Raw genomic sequence first — 19427 nt, forward strand, 5'->3', positions numbered from 1 at the left:
GAGAAGAAAGAATAAAGTGCGATCGCACTTTCCTACCGACAGAGCTAAGACATCGTGGCTATCGTCCAGTACTAATTCAAAATATCTTATTCCAAAGAGATAATATTTTATATCGGTTAGAACGCTTATATTGTGAAAGTACAAAAACTCTGTATGAAGCCGATCTACCTACAGAACTAGAGGGGCAACGCTATGGGAGCGAATTGAGGGCATTCGTAATCATGCTTTATTTCGAGCTACGAGTGCCACAAGAGAAAATACTCAAATTGCTCCAGTCCCAAGGGATAGTAATTTCAGCCGGAGAGATATCGAATATCTTAGTACACAAGCACTTGGAGCAGTTTAAAGTTGAACATCAGGCTGTATTAAAAGCAGGTTTAGCTAGTACATCTTACCAACATATTGATGATACTTCGATGCGGGTTAATGGTGAAAACCATTATGTGATGACTTTATGCAATCCTTACTATACCAGCTTTTTTACCAATAAACGAAAAAATCGAGAAACGGTAAGCCTTCTTCTCTCACAGCTAGAGGAGCCCAGACAATCTATTGCTGGAGCAGAAGCACAAGCAGACATAATTAATCAGGATTTAGGAGATTACATCAAAATTTTAGTGAGTGATAATGCAGGTCAATTTAGTCAATTAACTACCCATCGAGCGCTATGCTGGATACATGAAGGCCGACTTTACGAAAAGCTAACTCCTTACCTGAAATCTCATCGCCGGATGGGAGAAAAATTTTTGACGGACTTTTGGGAATTTTATCAAAAGTTAAAATTATATCAGCGACAGCCGACCAGAGAATTTAAAAGTATTCTCAATCATGAATTTGACCGATTGTTTTCACAGCGGCCAACATATCAAGCTTTAGCTGATAGAATTGCTCTGACCAAACAGAAAAAGCAAGAACTGCTATTAGTTTTAGATTATCCAGTGGTGCCACTGGATAATAATGAGGCTGAACGAGCGTTACGAGAGTATGTAATCAAACGCAAGATCTCTAATGGCACGCGCACTGCCGAGGGAACTCGTGCTTGGGAGATATTTTTATCTTTGGTGGACACTTGTCGGAAGAATAGCGTCAATTTTTATCGCTACGTTTTAGACCGAATTAAACAATCCTTTCAATTGCCACCTTTGGCTGCTGTGATCTTAGAAACTGCCAGGGTAGCTCTGGAAAACCAACCTATTTATAGTGACCGTCATTTTGAAGAAGTAAAACTAATTTTTTGAGTAGGTCTTATTACAAATGTCGAGTAATTTTTGCTTCTAATTTTTTCATCTCTATAGTTTGGAATAATGCCTGTTATTTTAATTCTAAGAGGTACTATTTTACCCTCTCACTGTCTTGTCTCTAATTCTTCTTTTCTTGTTTGGCCTATCCGACCCACCGTGCGCTCGCTTGAAAGAGCGATTGCGCTCCGCGCAATCGCACCCACCCTTCTGAGCAAGTTCGTTTGAGTCGCCTTCCCAAGGGATGTTGGCTTTGAATTTAGCACCAACGGTGATGTCGTCGATTACTACATGACCCAAATTGCTTTCGGTTAAAGCACGACGCGCCGCTTCTTGAATAAAGGCTGTGGAACCTGGGGTATATTGCTCTATGCCTTGGAGGTTGAATATTGCTAGTTGTCCTTGATAGGAACCGCCATCTAATAGATAATCGAAGCTAAGTGTTCCTGTCGTACCGACTGTAAATATTCCCGCATCAAAACCGCTCATAAGTTACCTTTTTTTGCACCCAGTTAAAAAAAAATTGCTGGCGGCTATAAAGCAAGTCGGACAAAACATATCGATAGATGTAAAAACAAGCGCGATATGTTTGGCCGTCTGCCCTTTTGAGCAAATGATAATAATAAAGAAAACTTTAAAACGGCGAGCTAGTCAGCACAATTGTTAGATTTACGGAAATTGTGTAAAAGTTTGGTAAAGTGAATTTTTGGTGTCGGTAGGTACTTAGATAAAAAATTGGGGTTTCTGGCGTTAATGAGCTGGCTTTAAGAGAAATCACGGAGTTTTCATCCTTAAATGCGCCAATGACTTAGTATTCGCTGTAATTTCCAGGTGGCTATAAATCTGTCAAAAGGTAGATAGAAAAGAAGATTTGATGTGAATTTACTGCTGTTAATTGCCAAAATTTTAATATTTATAAATAACATCTATCTTTAGATAGATGTTTTATTAACTAAAAAGGTTTGACTGTACTGACAGTATTTACTTGTTAGAGCGGAACTGTTTAACTGTGGGACGAAAGGAACACCCATCTGCACGACACAATGGGCCATGTGCGTCAAGCGCCTTTCTTAGTTGTGCTTTTTGTCGAGCAATATCTTTCGCGATCGCAGGTGCTACCCTGGTCTAATCCTCAACCCATGTAACCACCCTAAACCATTTTCCCATTTCTATCGGCTAAAACACCCGGTCAACTCTTAAATTACAGCGGCTTGCAGCCGAGTCATGGTACAATAAAATGATTTTCTTTCAGGTCGCGACATTTGGGGCGGGTTTAGCAGATAATTTGGGTCAAAAAAATATCAAGTCATATCCTCGATTAATTCTGCCATGTTTCATCCAAATTAAAATCACAAACTTTCTTGAGAATAAAGTTATTTTTTTCCTTGATTAAATCACCCGTACAAACGATAGGTAAATGCTCTTGATAAGCTTTGATCGCTAGAATATATTCGTGATTTGCTAGTTCGGTTTGTATTTTCCGCAGTCGATCCACAACTACCCCAAGTAATGCAATCTCTCCACTTACTTTGTCAGCATTAGGTGTGTAAATTTGCATGACAACTCCTTGAATAGTGGTATTGGGAAGCGAGGTAATTAGGTTAGCCAATATTTCAATTTGAGAGCGATTTTCGGCAATTTCTAGTGTTGACATGACTTCGTACATCCGCAGGGCAAAACCGCTGATTTCTGGCTGGAGAGGTAACAAAATTTCGTATTCTTCGCCAGCTTCATTTTTACGAGTCCAAATAGATGATTTTTCACCGTCTCGACTTTGTTCTTGCCATCCGTGTGATTTTAAGTAAGCAGCAACTTGAGGCGGTTCTAAGGTTTTGATAATCTTGGGGTCACGGAGTGTTACTATCATCTGAGTTCTCCTGAATCAATGCGCTGCATGAGAGTTTTTAAAGCGTCTTTGTTAAAAATATTTTGAGTGGGTATTTGAACGGTAACAGTGTTTTGATTTTGAGTGGGCGGTAGCCCCCGCAGTGATACCCAATAACCGCAATAGCGAAGACACAGTTCTTGTTGAGACTGGCGCAACCAATCATCTTGGCTGTCTGGTACTAAGACAACAATAAGAATGCGAGGAACGAAAGGATTTTCTAGCCTTAATTCTTCATAGTTTTTCACTTCTAAGGGATATCTAATAACTTCTTTATCCAGTAAATCTCTGGAGGTGCATTTTACTTGGACATCTAGGCGGGGGCGGCGGGTTGAATTTGACGCTCCCAAACCTGTAATAATTACATCGACTCCTTCTGCATCTAAGGGGCGCGGGGCTATCTGGAATGAGTATCCGGCGGCTGCTGCTACCCCATAGACATAAGCATAGCTAAATTCTTCTTTTTGGGTGTTGATGTCCATCAAACTGCTGCTTTGGCTTGCCAATAGGATAATCATCTAAAACTGTTAGCGAATCGATGGCTGTATTCCTGTAAACACAGCCATCTCTAAATAGACAGTTGCTCGAATTAGAGGAAATAACGGGAGCGCTTTAGGTCAATCACAAGCTAAGTAATTGCTATTCACCCAGCCTTCCAAACCATTTACCGATCGGTTTGGCCCTTGGATGACGCGGACGTACAGCCACGGGTCTGGCCCTGTTCTGATTGGTCTGACTTGATTTCCATTATCCAATCCGGCTCTGGTTCTACCATTAGGGGTGAATCGAAGTGCCAGTTGTCCGCTTTGAATTCCTACCACGTTGCAAGCCCTTGATGTATTTTGGTTGCTGCCTCCACTACAAGACAAGTAGTTGGAATTGACCCAGCCTTCCAAACCATTCACCCTGGCGTTTGGCCTTGCGAGAACGCGGACGTACACCCAAGGGGCTGACCCTCGCCTGACTAGGGCAACGGTATCGCCGTTATCTAGACCCGCTCTGGAATTACCGTTGGGAGCGGAACGGAGTGCTAGTTGTCCGGTTTGAATGTTGATGACGGCGCAAGTGGTTTGTTGAGCAACTTGGTGTGTTTGAGATGCTTGAGTGTTTTTGGGTGTCAGGGTGGTGGCGTTAGCCACTGGTGGCAAGTTTAGACCTACTACCGAAAGGGATAGGAGGGGAATGGTGACGAGGGAATTGGTGAAGTTGTTTATCTTGTTCGTGTTCATAGTCAGTTTACGTTAGGTGTGGAAAATAGTAGGATGCGATCGCAAAGCGTGGCGTCAGCCATATCGCGCTCACAGTACTTATTTTATTCTGGTCACAAACTTAATTCGCTTTCTCTCACAAAAACTATCGCAAACAATCACTTTTTACCAACTAATTCAATCACCAACTCCATTGGGAATTTACTCGATATTAAAGATATAGAGTTCGAGTGACAAAGATGCTGTAAGGTAAACCTTCTCCCCACCGCTGTTTCTGAATTATTCGCACAAGCCGCTACCTCTGGAATTTTAACACGCTCGCTACGGATTGATGGCAGCACTTTTAGATGAATCGCTCGGCCATGAAGAACGTAGCGCGATCGACCGCTTACTGCGTGCTGTTTGTAAGGGAAGAGTCAAGGTTGTGGAGCAACTATCGGTAGTGATGTAAACACTCTTGTTAAATAGCAATTGACTCGAACTCAGAAAGAATTCCCTCTCGCTCCTCCTAGCCAAGAAGCTGGGATTTTTTTAGTGCGATCGCTTATTCACTTGCTACAGTATAGCTGTAACCTCGCTTATCAACCGATGTCCGACCCTGATTTGCATTCCCTTCTTGTCCAGTGGACGACACTCGAACCCCAACGCTGTCGCCACCTAGATGATCACCACTTCGAGGTATTGTACTTGGGTCATTGGCTTAGCACCACTGACCAACCTGCTAGCCACGGAAATATTATCGCAGCGGTACTCGCTGGTTGTCAGGACAATCAAATTTATGGCAATATCGACTATACACCGCGCTATGAAAATGAAAAAGCTACGGTAGAAGTTGGTTGTATCCCCAAGATGTTTCGCTATCGAGAAGGTGATGAGGTAATCTCATTTATTCCCATGTTGCTGTTAATGGAATATTTGGAAAGGTTAGAAGAAAAAATAGCTAAGATAACAGATGAATAAATTTTCAGGAGCATTATCTCTCCTCGATATTTTCATAGGACAAAAAATGGAGGAGTATCATACTCCCGGCTTAGCTATTGCTATTACAGATCGAGAACAACTGCTGCATCTTTCTACCTATGGCAAAGCCGACATCGTTGCTAATATTCCCGTCACTCCCGAAACTTTATTTCCCATCGCTTCAGTTAGTAAATCATTTACCAGCATCGCCTTACTTCAATTACACGAAGCGGGACAATTAGACTTACACGCACCCGTTACTGAATATCTACCCTGGTTTAAAGTAAAATCTGCTTACGAACCGATTACCGTTCATCATTTACTTTCCCATACGGCGGGTATTATTACAGGTAGAGATTTTACACCTAGTTCTCGCTATGAAGCTGTCGCTTTAGCAGAAACAGAAGCTACTTCACCACGGGGAGAATATTTTCATTATTCTAATGTGGGTTATAAATTACTTGGCTGTCTTTTAGAAGATTTAATCGGTAAAAATTACGGAGATATTTTGCGCCAACGCATTCTCCAACCTTTAGGTATGATAAATACCGAACCAGTAATTACGCACGAAACGCGAAACCGATTAGCAGTAGGCTATCAACGTTTCTATGATGACCGTCCTTTCTCGCGCAATTACCCGCTTGTACCTGCGACTTGGTTAGAATATGGTGCTGGTGATGGTAGCATTGCTTCTACACCTGCGGATATGGCAGTTTACTTGCGAATGTTATTAAATAAAGGACGTACACCATCAGGGCAAATTATTTCAAAAGACAGTTTTAATTTAATAATTCAGCAACTAATTAAAATCGATGAATTGGTAGATAATTATTATGGATATGGTTTAGCGATCGGTAAGTTTAATAACCGCAATTATATCTTCCACGACGGGGAAATGAGCGGTCATCTTTCCAATATTACGATCGATTTGGATAATGGGTTGGGAGTCCTTGTCTTGTGCAACAGACCGGGTAATCCTTTTGAAATATCTAAACAAGCACTGCAATTAGTTGAATCTGCATTTAACGAAAGAGAATTACCTTCATTACCTGCGATTAATAATCCTATAGAGATTGATAATGCTGCTGATTATGCGGGTAGTTATTTGGGAGATAACAAAGAGCTTACCTTGTTAGCTGAAAATCAACATTTAATTTTAGATTATAAGGGCAATCGCATTATTTTAGAACGGCGTTATGGGGATAGCTTTTATGCCAATCATCCCGATTTTGCCCTTTTCCTTTTAACTTTTAAGCGGTCGGATAATCAAGTAGTAGAAGTGTTTTATAGGTCTGAGTGGTATACGAGCGATCGCTATACTGGGCCAAGAAGTTTTAATTATCCTTCCGAATGGCTAGCTTATACAGGACATTATCGTTCTCATAATCCCTGGTACTCTAATTTTCGGATTATTTTACGTAAGGATAAGTTGTGGATAATTTACCCAGTTTGGGGAGATGGAGAAGTATTAGTACCGATGGGAAATGGTGTTTTCCGAATTGGAGAAGATGAGCGATCGCCTGAACGAATAAAATTTGATACTATGATAAACGAGCGAGCGTTACGTGCTAATATTTCCGGTTGTGATTATTATCGTACTTTTAATGCGGACTGACTGGCGATAAATATCTTTGCTTTTCTTACCAAATAGGTTTAAATAGAAAATATAAGCTAGCAATAAATTGCTTGAAAATGATAACAGCAGATTGGAAACCCCAGAGAAGTTGGCTTTTTGCGGTCGGAATTTTAGAATGGGAAAATTCTGATGTTTGGCCCGGTTTTCCCGATGCTGTAGAAGGACGTTTTGACGAAAAATTAGTAAAATTTTTCCAGGTGGCGGGACTCCCAGAGGAACAAATTATCTATTTGCAAGATAGCGAAGCCACTATAGAAGCAATTCAAGACAGTTTAACAGAACTGTTAGCCAACACCGGAGAAGATGACTTATTTATTTTATATTTTGCAGGTCACGGTGATTGGGATAGCGATACGGGGGAACATTACTTTATTAATTATGATGCTAATGGAGAAGACCGCGATAATTATTGGTTTATCTCTAGCATTTTTGATGACATTGAGGATAATTTTAATGGTTCAAAAGTGTTGCTTTTAGCTGATTGTTGCTATTCAGGCGGGTTAATTGACGAATTGAAACGGCGAGATAGCGAGATTTCTTATGCTTGTATTAGTTCCGCCTATACTCATAATACTTCGACGGGTGATTGGACTTTTACAGAATCTTTGTATAAAGGTTTGTTGGGCGACCCAGTAGTAGATTTGGATAAGGATGGAGTAATTACGCTGTACGATTTAGCACGTTACGCTGAATTGGAAATGGCATTTATTGAGGAGCAAAAATCGATGTTTCTCACTACTAACGATTTCGATAGCCAAATGGTTTTTGCCAGCGTTTCGGATGAGATAGAACCGATTGAAGGTAAGCGAGTAGAGGTAAAATATTCAGGTGATTGGTATAAAGCTAAAACGTTAGAAAATAACAGTTCAGAAGTAAGAGTTTTATATATTGATGACCAATCAGAGGAATGGGTAGAACCGGAACGCATTCGTCTTTATTCGCCTGATATGTTTGCAGTTGGTGATGAAGTAGAAGCTCAATCTGATGCAGAATGGTATCCAGCAAAGGTGAAAAAAGCTTGGTATGGTTTGCATTTAGTTAGTTATGATGATTACCCGGATATTTGGGATGAGTGGGTAGGGTCTGATTACATTCGACTTCGCCAGTAAGTATGTAATTCAAAATTCAAAATTCAAAATTCAAAATGAAAGAACGATCGCTACTGATTTTACTATGGCAGTTTATGGTAATTATTGTTATATATTTTAGCATCACCGTTCTAATAATATACTTTCCGAAGCTCGCTTTGATAATTGAAGTTGTTGATTCCAACTCTCTGTCGAAGGTAAAACTCTAAAAGAATTTGGCAAAACTTTTGAAATTTCAGCAGCTATTTCATTTTCAGCAACGCTTTTACCAACAGCTACAATTACTTCTGGTATCTGTTGTAACCATCTAGAGGGTAAGCAGCGCACGTCATCCACAGCTAAATAAATTGTTTTCTCTTCTTGCTGTTTAGATAATGTTACCATAGAAAGCACTTCAATCGAGTCAGTTACAATTACTGCTTTTTTTATTAATTCGCTTTCTCTTCCACCCGTTCCTACCCAAAAGCAACCTCTTCTCCGATGAGTACCGGGAACAATTTCCATGCTACCATCACTTCTCATACAAGCTGCACCAGTAATAGTATCACTTTCATCAAAATCGCGATACAATAAAATAGCATTGGCATGGCGATCGGCATAAATAATGCCTTTTTCATGTAGCGAATTCACAATTTCAGAAGACAGCTTTTTGGTTTTAGTCAAATATGAATATACTCGCTGCCATTGACTATCATCCTGTACAGGTTGCACAAACTGAAAGGAAATTTCTTTCTCAAGAATAGCTGAGGTTTTTGTTTGAGCATATTGCGCCGCCGCTGACAAGATTTCGCTTTGTTCAAACCGTTCTTGCATCCATGCTACTGTTTGCTCGAAATTGTACTTATTAGCTTGCATTACCAGCTCGATCGCACCATCACCTCCTCGCTTTTCCTCACTCAAATAAAACCGATTCTCCTCAATCTTGATAATGCTTTTACCTCGTCTCCAAATACCTGTTTTTCCTAACACCGAATCAAAACCCAATTCCCAAGCTACTGCTTCTAAAGACGGTTCTCGTTCAACTAGAAGACGGCGTTCTAATTTTTGTCGTTCTCGTTCGCTGGATATCGCTTTTGAGCGTTCTTTCTCATTTTCTTGAAACAACCACTGACGATGAACTAACTGGTGATTGATGATATCTAAATGGGGTGTTAGGAGTGCGATCGCTTTTTCCCTATAACTAGCAGCATTTTCACCTGCTACTGGTAAAGGTAACAACTTTTCTAAGTTTATTTCTAAAGAATCTTGATTAGCAGCTTGGTAATATTTCTTAATTTTAGTATGTTTAGCTTTAGATCCTTTAATCCCTCGTTCTATCCCCAACTTAGCAACAGCAGCAGCATAGCTATCTTGAATTTTAGATAAGTTGCTTCTACCACCGCCAAATTCTGTTTGATAATAACTCAGTTTTCCATCTTCTGTCAAAGGTATCCATAAACAATGGATGTGGGGAGAAGCTTCATCCAAGTGCAAAGTCGTTTGGAGAATGCGATTTTGAAGTCTTTCCTTTAACCATTGATTACTAACTTCCTGCCAAGCTTCTAAGCGTTGAATATCCCACTCACCATAAGAGTGAGGAGAATTAGGACGAAAGTATTCAGGTGAAACTCCTAAAACAATCTCTACCGCAACAACCGCATTTTTCCTAAGTTTTTGATTGCCAACTTTCTCTAAAGCTAAATTCACCGTACCATCACTCGTTCCCTCGCCAGCAAGCAGAACTACCTTACGCGAAGGATCGGCATTAGGTGTATTAAAACTTCTGATGTCGTGACTCGCTGCTACGCCAAGCGACTTCCAACTTTTCAGCTTTTTAATTCTGAGTGTTGCTTGCGGTATCATGGTTGGATAACTATTAGTTAACCTGTAGCACTGTTACTATTATTTATCAGCTACTCCTTCTATATTGACAGTGGTTACTTCTCCATTTTTACCTTTGATTAAGTAGGTAAACGTTTGGCGATCGCATTTATTATTAGCACAGGTAACTTTGTCAGGTTGCTTTGTTGACTTAATGGTAATTGTCTGAAAAATATTATGTAAACGGGAATAATTGGATTGACCGCTAATTATGAAATACATAACTACAATAGTTGGCGTAAAAATATACGCCATAGTAGTCAATAAGCTAGAAAAATAACCGATGAGAGAGGGAAGTTTGGAGGGTTGTGCTTTTAAATTAGACTGCACCAAATTTGTTACTTCTGTTTCTAGTGCAGTTTGGTCTGGAAACCTATTAAAGATTAAATCCAGTTCCGTTCCTAAATAACTTGGCAATATTTCAATCGGTTTCCATTCACTACTGACAGGAAATCCTTTTGTACCCAGTTCTTCAATAACTTTTCGTAACTCCGTTCCTTTCTCTTCATCTGGAATGAAGTGAATACTGTATTCCGTTCCTTTGTAGCTTTCTCTTAACTGAAATATCGGCATAAAATCCGGGTTTCGACCTTTGGCTTCTTCGTAGCGATCGAGAACAGCTTCCCACAAAGCTTTCAATGAATGTTCGTCACCATTTGTCCAGGTTAAATCTTTAATATCTGTCATAGCTTAAACAATTGAATTACTAACGACTTAGCCCAATTAGCTGCAACTATTTATTCCATCCTGTCAAATTACCGTAGTTTTAGCCCTGCGCTTTAAGGCAGATTCTACTAGATTTTTATTACTTGCTTTACGTATGTTAAAAGATGGAAACCCTTTCTATCTGACGGCGTAGAGATAAATTAAAAACGGTTGTTGTCAAATGAATAAACCTGATTTCGGGCGAAAATCCCCTGATATTCGCTCTACTGGAGAAAATTACCGAAAAGTATCCAAATTTTTTAAAGTAGCTGGCGAGAATACAGGATTAATGGTCAAACGGTAAAATCCGCCTGGTGAAAGACGATGCCAGGTAAAAGCAGGGGATACTTTGGGAAAGTAGTGGGAAAAAGCTAGAAATTTGAAATTAAGGAGGTGTTTGATGTCAAAAGAAACCTTGATAACGCCAGATGCAATGCTGGCTTTAGATACCGGAGGCGAAGGTAGTAAATTCATTTACTCTTCAATCTCTGGGAAAGCTCATAGCGGATTTATGGAGCCAGAAGTAATCGAAATTACCCAATCTTCTCAATCAGAATTTCAAACCTTAAAACTGTCAGTAGCCGAACCAGAAGATACTTGCTGGGTAGGCTGCAACGGGCAGTATCACGCTGTCGGATATTTAGCAAAAACTCAATTTTTAGCTAACGACAGATTGGCAGAATCTAAAGTAGAAGCTGCTACCTACAAAGCACTGGCAGCTATTTGGGTGATGGCTTTAAAGTTGAAATTGAAAGAGCGATTTAAACTAGCAGTCAAAGTAGTGCTACCTCCGGGCGAGTTTGCAGATCGCGAAACGTTCCAAACAAAACTCTTATCCCAGGCAAAAAACTTCTCCACCCCTTCTGGGAAAATATCTGCGGAAATCGTCCACTTTCAATGCTTACCGGAAGGTGCGGGAATATATCTCAATTATTTGGATGCTAACGAAAACGCACTCAAGCGCAAAACTATTGCTATTGTCATGTTAGGACATCGCAACGCTTCGGTGCTGATATCTCGACGCGGTGTACTTAAAGAAGGTTTAACCAGCAATTTAGGTTTCCAGCAGTTGGTACGTTCAGTTCAATACCGCTGTTCCAATCAAACTAGCGATCGCCTGACACCTGCCATAGCTCGTGCTGGCTGGGAAATCGACCTAACTAAATTATACCCCTTGGCACTTTCTTCTAGCGAACGAGAACGGGTTAAAGAAGTGGAACAAATTGAAGAAGCCATTAAAAAAGCTCAACCTGAATATTTCAACGCCTTGCAATCTTGGTTGATTAATACAGTGCCCTTTGATACAGAAGAAATTATATTTTGCGGCGGTACTGCCGATTACTTGAAACCAAAACTATCTCTGGCATTTAATCGGTTTGATTTAACTTGGCACGCTAATACTAAAATACCACCAGAGTTAGACAGTTGCAATTTGGGGTCGCGACTGTGCGATGTCTACGGATTGTATCGGTATTTGAAGCTTTTTACTAACAGCCAGATGACAGCAACAACAGTTAAACCAACAGGAGGACGTGATGAGTAATTTAAAAGATTACAAGTTAAGATTTCGTTTGCTGGTAGATAGTAAAGACGATCTAGTGATGCGCTGGTTATGGAAGTACGGCATTCGCGATCGCTACAAAGAATTCTTAATGCCTTGCTTGAAAGCCTGTTGGTTGCCTCGCGCCCTCATAGAAACTCAGGCAACAAATAAGGAAATCCAAACTGCTGCCGCTGATGGGGTGCTGTGGTTAGAGCATCAAATTGATTATCTACGAAAATTGGGAGGACTGCCAGACCGCAACGCGCCACCAGTAGTGGTGATGGGAAAACTCGAAAGCAAGACCACAACAACGGAAACAGCAACCATACCTGAAAATCCTCCAGATATATCAGATATTGAAACCCGATTGGGAGCATGGGGTTGAAATAGGTATGGGTAACAGTTAGTGGTTAACAGTTAGTAGTTAGTAAAAATTGAGCCAAGCTGCTGATAACCAGAACAACTAATACTTCCCACTTTATTCCCTACCAAATTTATTAACAACTTGAAAAAGGAGAATTTACTCGATATGCCAAGAACCAAAAAATTGAAATCAGCGGAGCCAAAGCAACTGGAAGATAACAAGGCAGACAGTGATAATCAGGCGCAAGGAGGTTTGCAAAAGTTGTTTTCACAACCCAGCGCAGAACTAACTGCGACTGAGGAAGTTATAATTCCCAAATCCAGTGCTGAAGAAACACCTGCAATTGTAAATGAAGACGAATTTAAAGAAACAACGGAGTTGGAATTATCTGATGATACTTTACGAGAAGATTCAAGTCCCTCATCAACAATAGTTTCTAATTCTGTTGATGACGAGAAACCAGATGCTACTGCTTTCGCTCGCTTGGGAAAAAACTCTTATTCAGATCCCATTCAAAAACTACTTACTTACATCCACTTCTGGGGAGGAGAACGCGGCGGTGCAGGTAAGTCCACCGGGGGACGGGCGATGCTGCATTTCTTGCTGGAAATAATCAAAGATGGTACATTTTATCTGGTAGAAACCGATCGCTCTAGACCAGACGTAAAAGCATACTATGGCGATCGCTTGACAAATCGCTGCGTTGATGCTTTCTTCAGCGAAGCCGAGTTTAAAAGCAATTCGGCAGATAAAATCTTCGAGCTAGCCTTACAAGCAAACGTAGTAGTCAACTTACCCGCTCAGATTGCCGTTCCCTTTGATGAATGGGTCGATCGCAATTGCTTGTCGGAAATGACTGCTGAGAAAAACATCTTGATGGTGATGTGGTTTGTCTGTTCCGGTGAAGAGGATAGCGTCGATTTGTTCTTCAAGTCCTTGGAAAAGTATGGTTCTTGGATGCAGCACGTTTTTGTCAGGAACGAAGGTGTATGTCCCGACGAAGGGGTGTGGGAACGAATCGCTCAAATGCCCAAGATGAAACAAGTGAAGGAACAATACAATTTTCCGGTGATTAGCCTTCCCAAATTCTACATGGCTGACAGAGATGCTCTGAAGGCCAACCCCATTCCGTTCGAGGAAGCCCTGAAGCGAAATGACATCTTCACCGAACTCGGTAAAAAACGCACCCGCAAGTTCTTGGAAAAGGCTGCTTGCGAGTTTAATAAGACGGGCTTATTCAACGACAGCAATTGATTATGAATTCGTATAAAGGCTTGCATATAGTGGGCGGGGAACTGCCGGGTGTGGGCAAGTCGGTGGTAGCTAAGGCGCTGGTTGATTTTTGCCGTACTCAGGAATGGCAGGTGGTAGCGGTGGATGCTGATTTGTATCGTCAGGATACTGCTAAGTTTTGCGACAATGCGATCGCACTTCCATTTTCTCAGCTAGATGGGGAGTTTGAGCGTGCTGATATTTTATTCGAGTTGGCGAAGAGTGCGATCGCGATCGTCAATCTCCCCCCTCGCTCAAAAAAAGAGTTGGAGTATTGGCTCGATGTTAACAGCGTTTTGGATGCTGCGGACGAGCGGGGTATTCCGGTGACCCATTGGTTTGTTAGCAACGGTGAAACTGAGAGTTTGGAGAGGATACGAGAATTTGTAGCTAAGTACGGCGATAATATGACCCACGTACTGGTGCGGAATGCTTACTTTTGCTCGTTTGTTCCTGCTGAAAGTTATCGTCGCTGGCAAAATAGGTGGGTAGAATTTTCCCAGATGCCTTGGGTGGAGGAAGCATTGAAATTGGGAGCGCTGCGGTTAGTGGAGTTTCCCAAACTTTACTCCGTGGATATGAAACGGTTGCAGAAAGCTGGAATGCTTTTTTCGCAAGCAATTCACGACCTTAAGTTTCCCGTGATGACGCGATCGCGCTATTTCCGATTTGTCGCTGCTTACACCAAGGCATTTTACTCGACGGGTTTGTTTGGGGAACCACCGCCATCGTCAAAGCGGGTCGCTTCCGATTGAGTGCTGATGGCGCAAGCAGTCTTCTAGCTGAACTAAGTTGGATTATGGACAACCCGATCGCCCAACCAAAAATGTATAGATGACATCTGTACGCTCGCACCCGTAAATTCCAACTCAACTACCCTTATCTGTCAGACTCTTCCACTTACTAGACCCCATCTGTGCTAACAAAAGGAGCAACAGGTCGGTTTGGATTACTCAGCAACCGAAGAAACGCCTGCTGCTGATGATGTTCATCCAACCAAGCATGATACGTCTCAATATGTATCGCCACCGAATGTCCCATCTGAGACGCCGCCAGCGATACCTCCAACCCATACTCCATACTCCTAATTGCCCAAGCATGGCGCAAATCGTAAGGACGAAAGGATACACCCTGTCGCCGGAAATATTGCGACACCCTTTGCCCCAACTCCTTATTATTCCTTCCCGTACAAGAAGGCACTAAAACATCCAACAGCGACCAAGACGAGACCCATTCTGGATGCAAAGGCCAAATTCTCCTTTCCCCAGTCTTTCCTTCCAGTACCCTCACAATCCCCGTCCCTTGCTTCCAATCCTTCAAATCCAGATGAAACACTTCATGGGGTCGCAGTCCGTAAGTCGCCAACATCCCAAAACACCACCGCCATGCTGGATGCGAAATTTTTTCGTGCCAAATTGCTATAGCTTCATCGCTAGGTAGCTCTCGTTTACTTACCTTAGTCGGAGAATAATTTCCGCTAAACCTTTTGGCATCAAAATCAAAGTTAGCTATTTCCACTAATTTAGCCAACGCCAAACTTGTTTTCTGACGCATTCTCGTATCTGGTTGTGTCCCCTTAATAGCCTGCATCAGTATCTCTTTTGAAAGTAATTCTTCTTTAGGCAACCTCACAAAAACTTCCTGATAATTAGTTTGCCAAGTAGAAAGCGATTGAGGAGTTTTAGCCCGCCGCATAAAATAATCTTTTTCTAACTCTTCCACCCAATCGCCAATCTTTTTATTCTCTTGACCAATCGCCCGATGACGTAAATAAGGCAACCAATCAAACTCCCCTACTGCTAGCAATCCTCCCACTTTCCTCGCTTCTTTCTCCGCCGTTCTTATTCCTTCAATTGTTGCTTCAATTCCCAAAGCTATTTCTTGTTGATGCGGATGATTTTTAAGAGCCAAAGGACGGGGTGGCAAGGTTCCTCGTAAATATAACCGATTTCCTTTTTGTAAAATAGTTACGCCAATTTTAAGAGCCTTCAGCCTTTGGTTAACTACACTTAATTGAGGTAATTGAGGAGTTAATTTTGTTAGCGACATTTGACAACCACTTTCCTTTCTAGTATAATATCAGACAAATAGCTTTTTAAGCAGCCCACAAATGGGTGCGTGAGCGCCGCGTGCCTAACGGCATATCGCTTCTTTCTGGAGCTAGCCCGAAGTATTGGCTGTAGATGGTTCTTGTCAAAATGAATACCTGTTGACTACTACAGAAACACATATTTTTTGGTCAAGGTTATTAATCACTAAAGAATCCTTATATATAAAGTCTAAGACAGTTGAGCTTTTCTGAATCGCCCAAGCAGTTCTGGAACCACTTCACTAAGTTTTTCCCTAAAACGGCTGTGTCGTTAAACCTACGTGCCAATGTAAATATTGTATAAATTTATACTTATATAAATGAGGGTTTTTCTATTTTCCAACTCAAAAAATAAGTTCCTTTTCTCAAAAAAAGCTCGAAATAAAAAATTGAGATTTTAGGTTTGAAGAGAGAACAACCTCTTCACGGCTAGACTTTCTAATTGGCGCTAGTAAGAACGTAAAAACAATACTAAAACACGAGAGCATACTCAAACTTTATACCTGGGGTTTACTCCAAAAAGTTAAGTTAAGTTCTGTGATCTTTAAGTAGCTGTTACTGGTAACTTTTGAGACACCTATGAAAGCTAAAGCTCAAACTTTTTTTCTGGGTGTACAAGGTCTGACTGGATCTCAGTCATTTGTCGTTTTATCAGTTTCTCAATCCGTTCCTCTATCGCTCCTTCCAACGCCTTTAATCTTTTATCTATACTATCTATACGATAATCTATATTATTGGTTGTTCCGTCTGGGGAAATTCTGGAGATTTTGTCAGGCGGTCTATCTAGACATTGCTCAATGTAGTCAACTAATAAGGCTGAAGCATTTGTACCGCTGCGTTTTGCCCACTCCTGAAAGGCTTGCCATTCATCAGGATTGATGCGAAATGTTGCCAATTTTTTCTTCTTCATTGTCTATATATCTATCACTTTTTGGGCTGACAATTTATCCACCGTATAGAGTAACGTAATATATAGACATTTTGGCAAACTTTAGCTAAAAAAGCTAGATTTTAGCTAGATAAAATCTATACTTAATTTCCCAGGCGATCTGGGTTCGCAGACAAGCTGAGAATTATAGCAGACTAGGTGAAAATTTTTCGCAGACTAAATGAAAAACGTAACCGTTCAGGGGGGGTAAAATAGCTTCAAGTGTATGCTCTATATCCCTTTCAGCTTTTTAAGCTTAAAATCTGATTATCAATAAAATTTCTAAAAAGTACCTTATTGACATTAGAAGTTATTGAAAAATTACAAAACAAACTACAGGTAGCGTTCTCTGATTAGTTTAAACGCTACATATACCCCGTGAACGGTTACTGAAAAAATGACACTTGGCACTCGCTAACAACACTATTTTCTTGGGTTTAAGGGCATTTCCTTCAGGGGTGACAACTATGTCCGAAAGCTTTACAGGACAGGGTTTTAAAGCCAAACTGAAAACTCACCTACTGGGTCGAAAAATTCCCATTTTGTGAAAGATATTTTTGTGTAATTACAACAAATATTTTATAATATTATAGAATCGCCAAAGCGTTAATTTGTGATTAAAATAAAACGCACATAAAGCGGATATGCCTATAGAGGATTAGGGCTAGTTGATTCTTTATAGCAAATGGTTTAGCACTACCTGCAAAGACATCGGATGACTGGCATAAAGAGGATGGGCTATGAAGTTATCTACTACCACGAGCGACCATGACCGGATTCAAGAGTACGTCAAGAAGCTACGTCAGGGAAATTTTTTAGAAACTTTGGCTTTGAATGTAGCAATGGGGATTCATGCCGAAATTACTAAAAGGGATGAAACATTAGAAGGCTTTAGTCCTAAGTGTGTTGATGAACTCGAAAAATTTCTCGGACAGCAGATAGTTGATGATGATTTTTACTCTTCAACAGCAGAGGAGATATTGAATCATCTGACCGACTGGCTTCAGACAGGTAGAACTGAGGAAAGTTTATGGAAAAAGGTGGCCGTTGATTCAGCTTTAACTTTTCTAGAGCCACTAGATTTATCCAATCGTACAATAGATGAGCTAACCGCGATGCTGGGGCTAGCTTCAAAAACAGTTCCAGCAACAGAACCTCAGCTATTTATCAGCAACACAATCACTCAACTGCTTACTTCAGCCCCTCCTAGAACGGCTTGTAAATCATTACTACGAATCTGGAATTGGCAGGAAGATGCCCATAAAAATGTGTTTTTTTGGGATCATTACAGCACGGGTTTTGTGAAGTTAGCTTTAAAAGATAAAGACCCAGTTAATAAAGAGTATTTTTACTTTACAGGCAAGGCAGCCTGGGGAATTATTGAAGAATTTGGCAGTTTGGGTAAAGATACCGCTAAACTGCACTGTTTACTGTCTGCCTATATTTTTCAACAAGCTGTGCCTTGGAGAAATGAAATTAAGTTAGCTGGAACCGGGAAAAATGGCGGTACTAACTTAATAGACTTAATGGGTTGGGGTGAGCGGAAAGATATGACCACTTCCCAGAAGCTACTCAGAATAGAGCAATGTTTGAAGCTTTTGAGAAGGTTGGATGCAACTATTAAGTGGAATGTGGGGAAGCTGGGCTGCGATATGAATTCCCTGATTTGGGATATTGCTGTAGAGCGCTATGGGCTGCGTAACATTTTTACGGATGAAATTGAAGAACCAATAGAAATAGTAGCTTTCATCCGAGCAGGGAGGTGGGCTGAATTTTTCTTTAATAAGCAAGGCAAGAATGCCAATCCTCCAATTGCCTTATATGAGTTTGGCTGGATTTCCGAATCAACGCTCAAAATGAACCCATATCATGATGAGCTAGCGTTCTTAATTGCCATCAATATAACAACAGAAAGCGCTATCCATACGAGTGGAAAATACACTGTTAAGACCGTGCTAGAGATGGTGATGCCAAAAAATGAGATTGAATTAGCTCGGTCTATTAAATACAAAGCTCAAGATTTAAAGGAGCGGTGGGATAAAGCCTTAATGCGATTGATTGAGTTAGATTGGCAGATTATATATGACTCTGAAACCTACCCAGAATGGTTGCGACCTGAAAGTACAACAGGTAAACCCAAAGATTGCAAAAAAAGAATTATTGATTTACTGCTAGAAGCTGGCATTACTATCAAGCCTCCGGGTAAAATTCCAGCCCTGATAGCTGCTAAAAAATCAGAATCTTTGCCCCGAAAACGGAAATCAGCATCTTCCGATCCGTTAGAGTGGGAACCGATACAGAAGGCTTGTGAAGCAAAGGGTTGGACGAAGCAAACAGTCATCGCTGAAAAGCTAGGGATCTCCCAGCAGCTAGTCTCACAGCTTCAGCGCGGCAAGGCAATCAGTCCCAAAACCGCTGCCAAACTTAAGAAAATCTTGCCTAAAGTACTACCGGAACTGTCGATCTAGCTTTCCATTACCCTAACCCTAAACCCCAGCCCCAAACGTAGTAAGGCTGGGGTTTTGCGTAGTAAGGAAAAAATGACCTGAAAATCACATTCAAATCCTTACCAGGGAAGGCTTACGACTTTACTACGAACACACCCGGATCTAGCTACCAAAACACCCGGATCTAGCTACCAAAACACCCGG

The 19427-nt window shown here is 41.0% G+C and carries 17 protein-coding genes; 9 read left to right on the forward strand and 8 right to left on the reverse strand.

All coding sequences use genetic code 11. From position 1 onward, the window contains the following. On the forward strand, positions 1 to 1238 hold a 1238-nt coding region (locus LAY57_RS28210; protein ID WP_249070498.1), incomplete at its 5' end, for an IS66 family transposase. 99 nt (positions 1239 to 1337) lie between these two features. Here the strand turns inward: LAY57_RS28210 and LAY57_RS28215 are convergent. From LAY57_RS28215 to LAY57_RS28230, 4 genes are all read right to left on the reverse strand, one after another. Next, positions 1338 to 1727: a hypothetical protein gene (locus LAY57_RS28215; RefSeq protein WP_249070499.1), complete on the reverse strand. Its 390-nt coding sequence runs from the start codon at positions 1725 to 1727 to the stop codon at positions 1338 to 1340. A gap of 829 nt (positions 1728 to 2556) precedes the next feature. Then, positions 2557 to 3105 (reverse strand): hypothetical protein, encoded by a 549-nt coding sequence (locus LAY57_RS28220; RefSeq protein WP_249070500.1) that lies wholly within the window; start codon positions 3103 to 3105, stop codon positions 2557 to 2559. Continuing rightward, entirely contained in the window at positions 3102 to 3641 is a 540-nt protein-coding gene (locus LAY57_RS28225; protein WP_249070501.1) for a DUF4365 domain-containing protein, read from the reverse strand. The genes LAY57_RS28220 and LAY57_RS28225 overlap by 4 nt, the downstream gene beginning before the upstream one ends. A 99-nt stretch (positions 3642 to 3740) precedes the next feature. Further along, on the reverse strand, positions 3741 to 4352 hold the full coding sequence (locus LAY57_RS28230) for an SH3 domain-containing protein (protein WP_249070502.1): 612 nt from the start codon (positions 4350 to 4352) through the stop codon (positions 3741 to 3743). Positions 4353 to 4802: 450 nt separating this feature from the next. On the opposite strand from LAY57_RS28230, the gene LAY57_RS28240 reads away from it, so the two are divergent. The 3 genes from LAY57_RS28240 to LAY57_RS28250 all read left to right on the forward strand — a co-directional run bounded on the left by LAY57_RS28240 (position 4803) and on the right by LAY57_RS28250 (position 8036). Beyond that, on the forward strand, positions 4803 to 5291 hold the full coding sequence (locus LAY57_RS28240) for a hypothetical protein (protein WP_249070503.1): 489 nt from the start codon (positions 4803 to 4805) through the stop codon (positions 5289 to 5291). Then, the gene (locus LAY57_RS28245; RefSeq protein WP_249070504.1) at positions 5284 to 6906 is read left to right on the forward strand and encodes a serine hydrolase domain-containing protein; all 1623 of its coding nucleotides are present in this window, start codon (positions 5284 to 5286) and stop codon (positions 6904 to 6906) included. The genes LAY57_RS28240 and LAY57_RS28245 overlap by 8 nt, the downstream gene beginning before the upstream one ends. A 77-nt stretch (positions 6907 to 6983) precedes the next feature. Next, entirely contained in the window at positions 6984 to 8036 is a 1053-nt protein-coding gene (locus tag LAY57_RS28250) for an agenet domain-containing protein (protein ID WP_249070505.1), read from the forward strand. Positions 8037 to 8138: 102 nt separating this feature from the next. On the opposite strand, the gene mobV is transcribed toward LAY57_RS28250, so the two are convergent. Both mobV and LAY57_RS28260 read right to left on the reverse strand, forming a co-directional pair. Further along, positions 8139 to 9857, reverse strand: a complete 1719-nt coding sequence (mobV, locus tag LAY57_RS28255; protein WP_249070506.1) for a MobV family relaxase — start codon at positions 9855 to 9857, stop codon at positions 8139 to 8141. A 39-nt stretch (positions 9858 to 9896) separates the two neighbouring features. Then, positions 9897 to 10562 carry a hypothetical protein gene (locus LAY57_RS28260; RefSeq protein ID WP_249070507.1) on the reverse strand — a complete coding sequence of 222 codons (666 nt, stop codon included), beginning with the start codon at positions 10560 to 10562 and terminating at the stop codon, positions 9897 to 9899. 418 nt (positions 10563 to 10980) lie between these two features. On the opposite strand from LAY57_RS28260, the gene LAY57_RS28265 reads away from it, so the two are divergent. The 4 genes from LAY57_RS28265 to LAY57_RS28280 all read left to right on the forward strand — a co-directional run bounded on the left by LAY57_RS28265 (position 10981) and on the right by LAY57_RS28280 (position 14514). Beyond that, positions 10981 to 12123: a ParM/StbA family protein gene (locus LAY57_RS28265; protein ID WP_249070508.1), complete on the forward strand. Its 1143-nt coding sequence runs from the start codon at positions 10981 to 10983 to the stop codon at positions 12121 to 12123. After that, positions 12116 to 12508 carry a hypothetical protein gene (locus LAY57_RS28270; protein ID WP_249070509.1) on the forward strand — a complete coding sequence of 131 codons (393 nt, stop codon included), beginning with the start codon at positions 12116 to 12118 and terminating at the stop codon, positions 12506 to 12508. Before LAY57_RS28265 ends, LAY57_RS28270 begins: the two co-directional genes overlap by 8 nt. A gap of 144 nt (positions 12509 to 12652) precedes the next feature. Further along, positions 12653 to 13741: a P-loop NTPase family protein gene (locus tag LAY57_RS28275; RefSeq protein ID WP_249070510.1), complete on the forward strand. Its 1089-nt coding sequence runs from the start codon at positions 12653 to 12655 to the stop codon at positions 13739 to 13741. Positions 13742 to 13743: 2 nt separating this feature from the next. Further along, the gene (locus tag LAY57_RS28280; RefSeq protein ID WP_249070511.1) at positions 13744 to 14514 is read left to right on the forward strand and encodes an ATP-binding protein; all 771 of its coding nucleotides are present in this window, start codon (positions 13744 to 13746) and stop codon (positions 14512 to 14514) included. 148 nt (positions 14515 to 14662) lie between these two features. Here the strand turns inward: LAY57_RS28280 and LAY57_RS28285 are convergent, their stop codons facing one another. Both LAY57_RS28285 and LAY57_RS28290 read right to left on the reverse strand, forming a co-directional pair. Continuing rightward, positions 14663 to 15808, reverse strand: a complete 1146-nt coding sequence (locus tag LAY57_RS28285) for a site-specific integrase (protein WP_249070512.1) — start codon at positions 15806 to 15808, stop codon at positions 14663 to 14665. Positions 15809 to 16434: 626 nt separating this feature from the next. Continuing rightward, the gene (locus LAY57_RS28290; RefSeq protein ID WP_249070513.1) at positions 16435 to 16758 is read right to left on the reverse strand and encodes a hypothetical protein; all 324 of its coding nucleotides are present in this window, start codon (positions 16756 to 16758) and stop codon (positions 16435 to 16437) included. 758 nt (positions 16759 to 17516) lie between these two features. On the opposite strand from LAY57_RS28290, the gene LAY57_RS28295 reads away from it, so the two are divergent. Then, complete coding sequence (locus tag LAY57_RS28295; protein WP_249070514.1) at positions 17517 to 19244, forward strand: helix-turn-helix domain-containing protein; 1728 nt, start codon at positions 17517 to 17519, stop codon at positions 19242 to 19244. Positions 19245 to 19427 lie beyond the last annotated feature (183 nt).

Origin of the sequence: Argonema antarcticum A004/B2, from assembly GCF_023333585.1 — a bacterium.
Taxonomy (GTDB): domain Bacteria; phylum Cyanobacteriota; class Cyanobacteriia; order Cyanobacteriales; family Aerosakkonemataceae; genus Argonema; species Argonema antarcticum.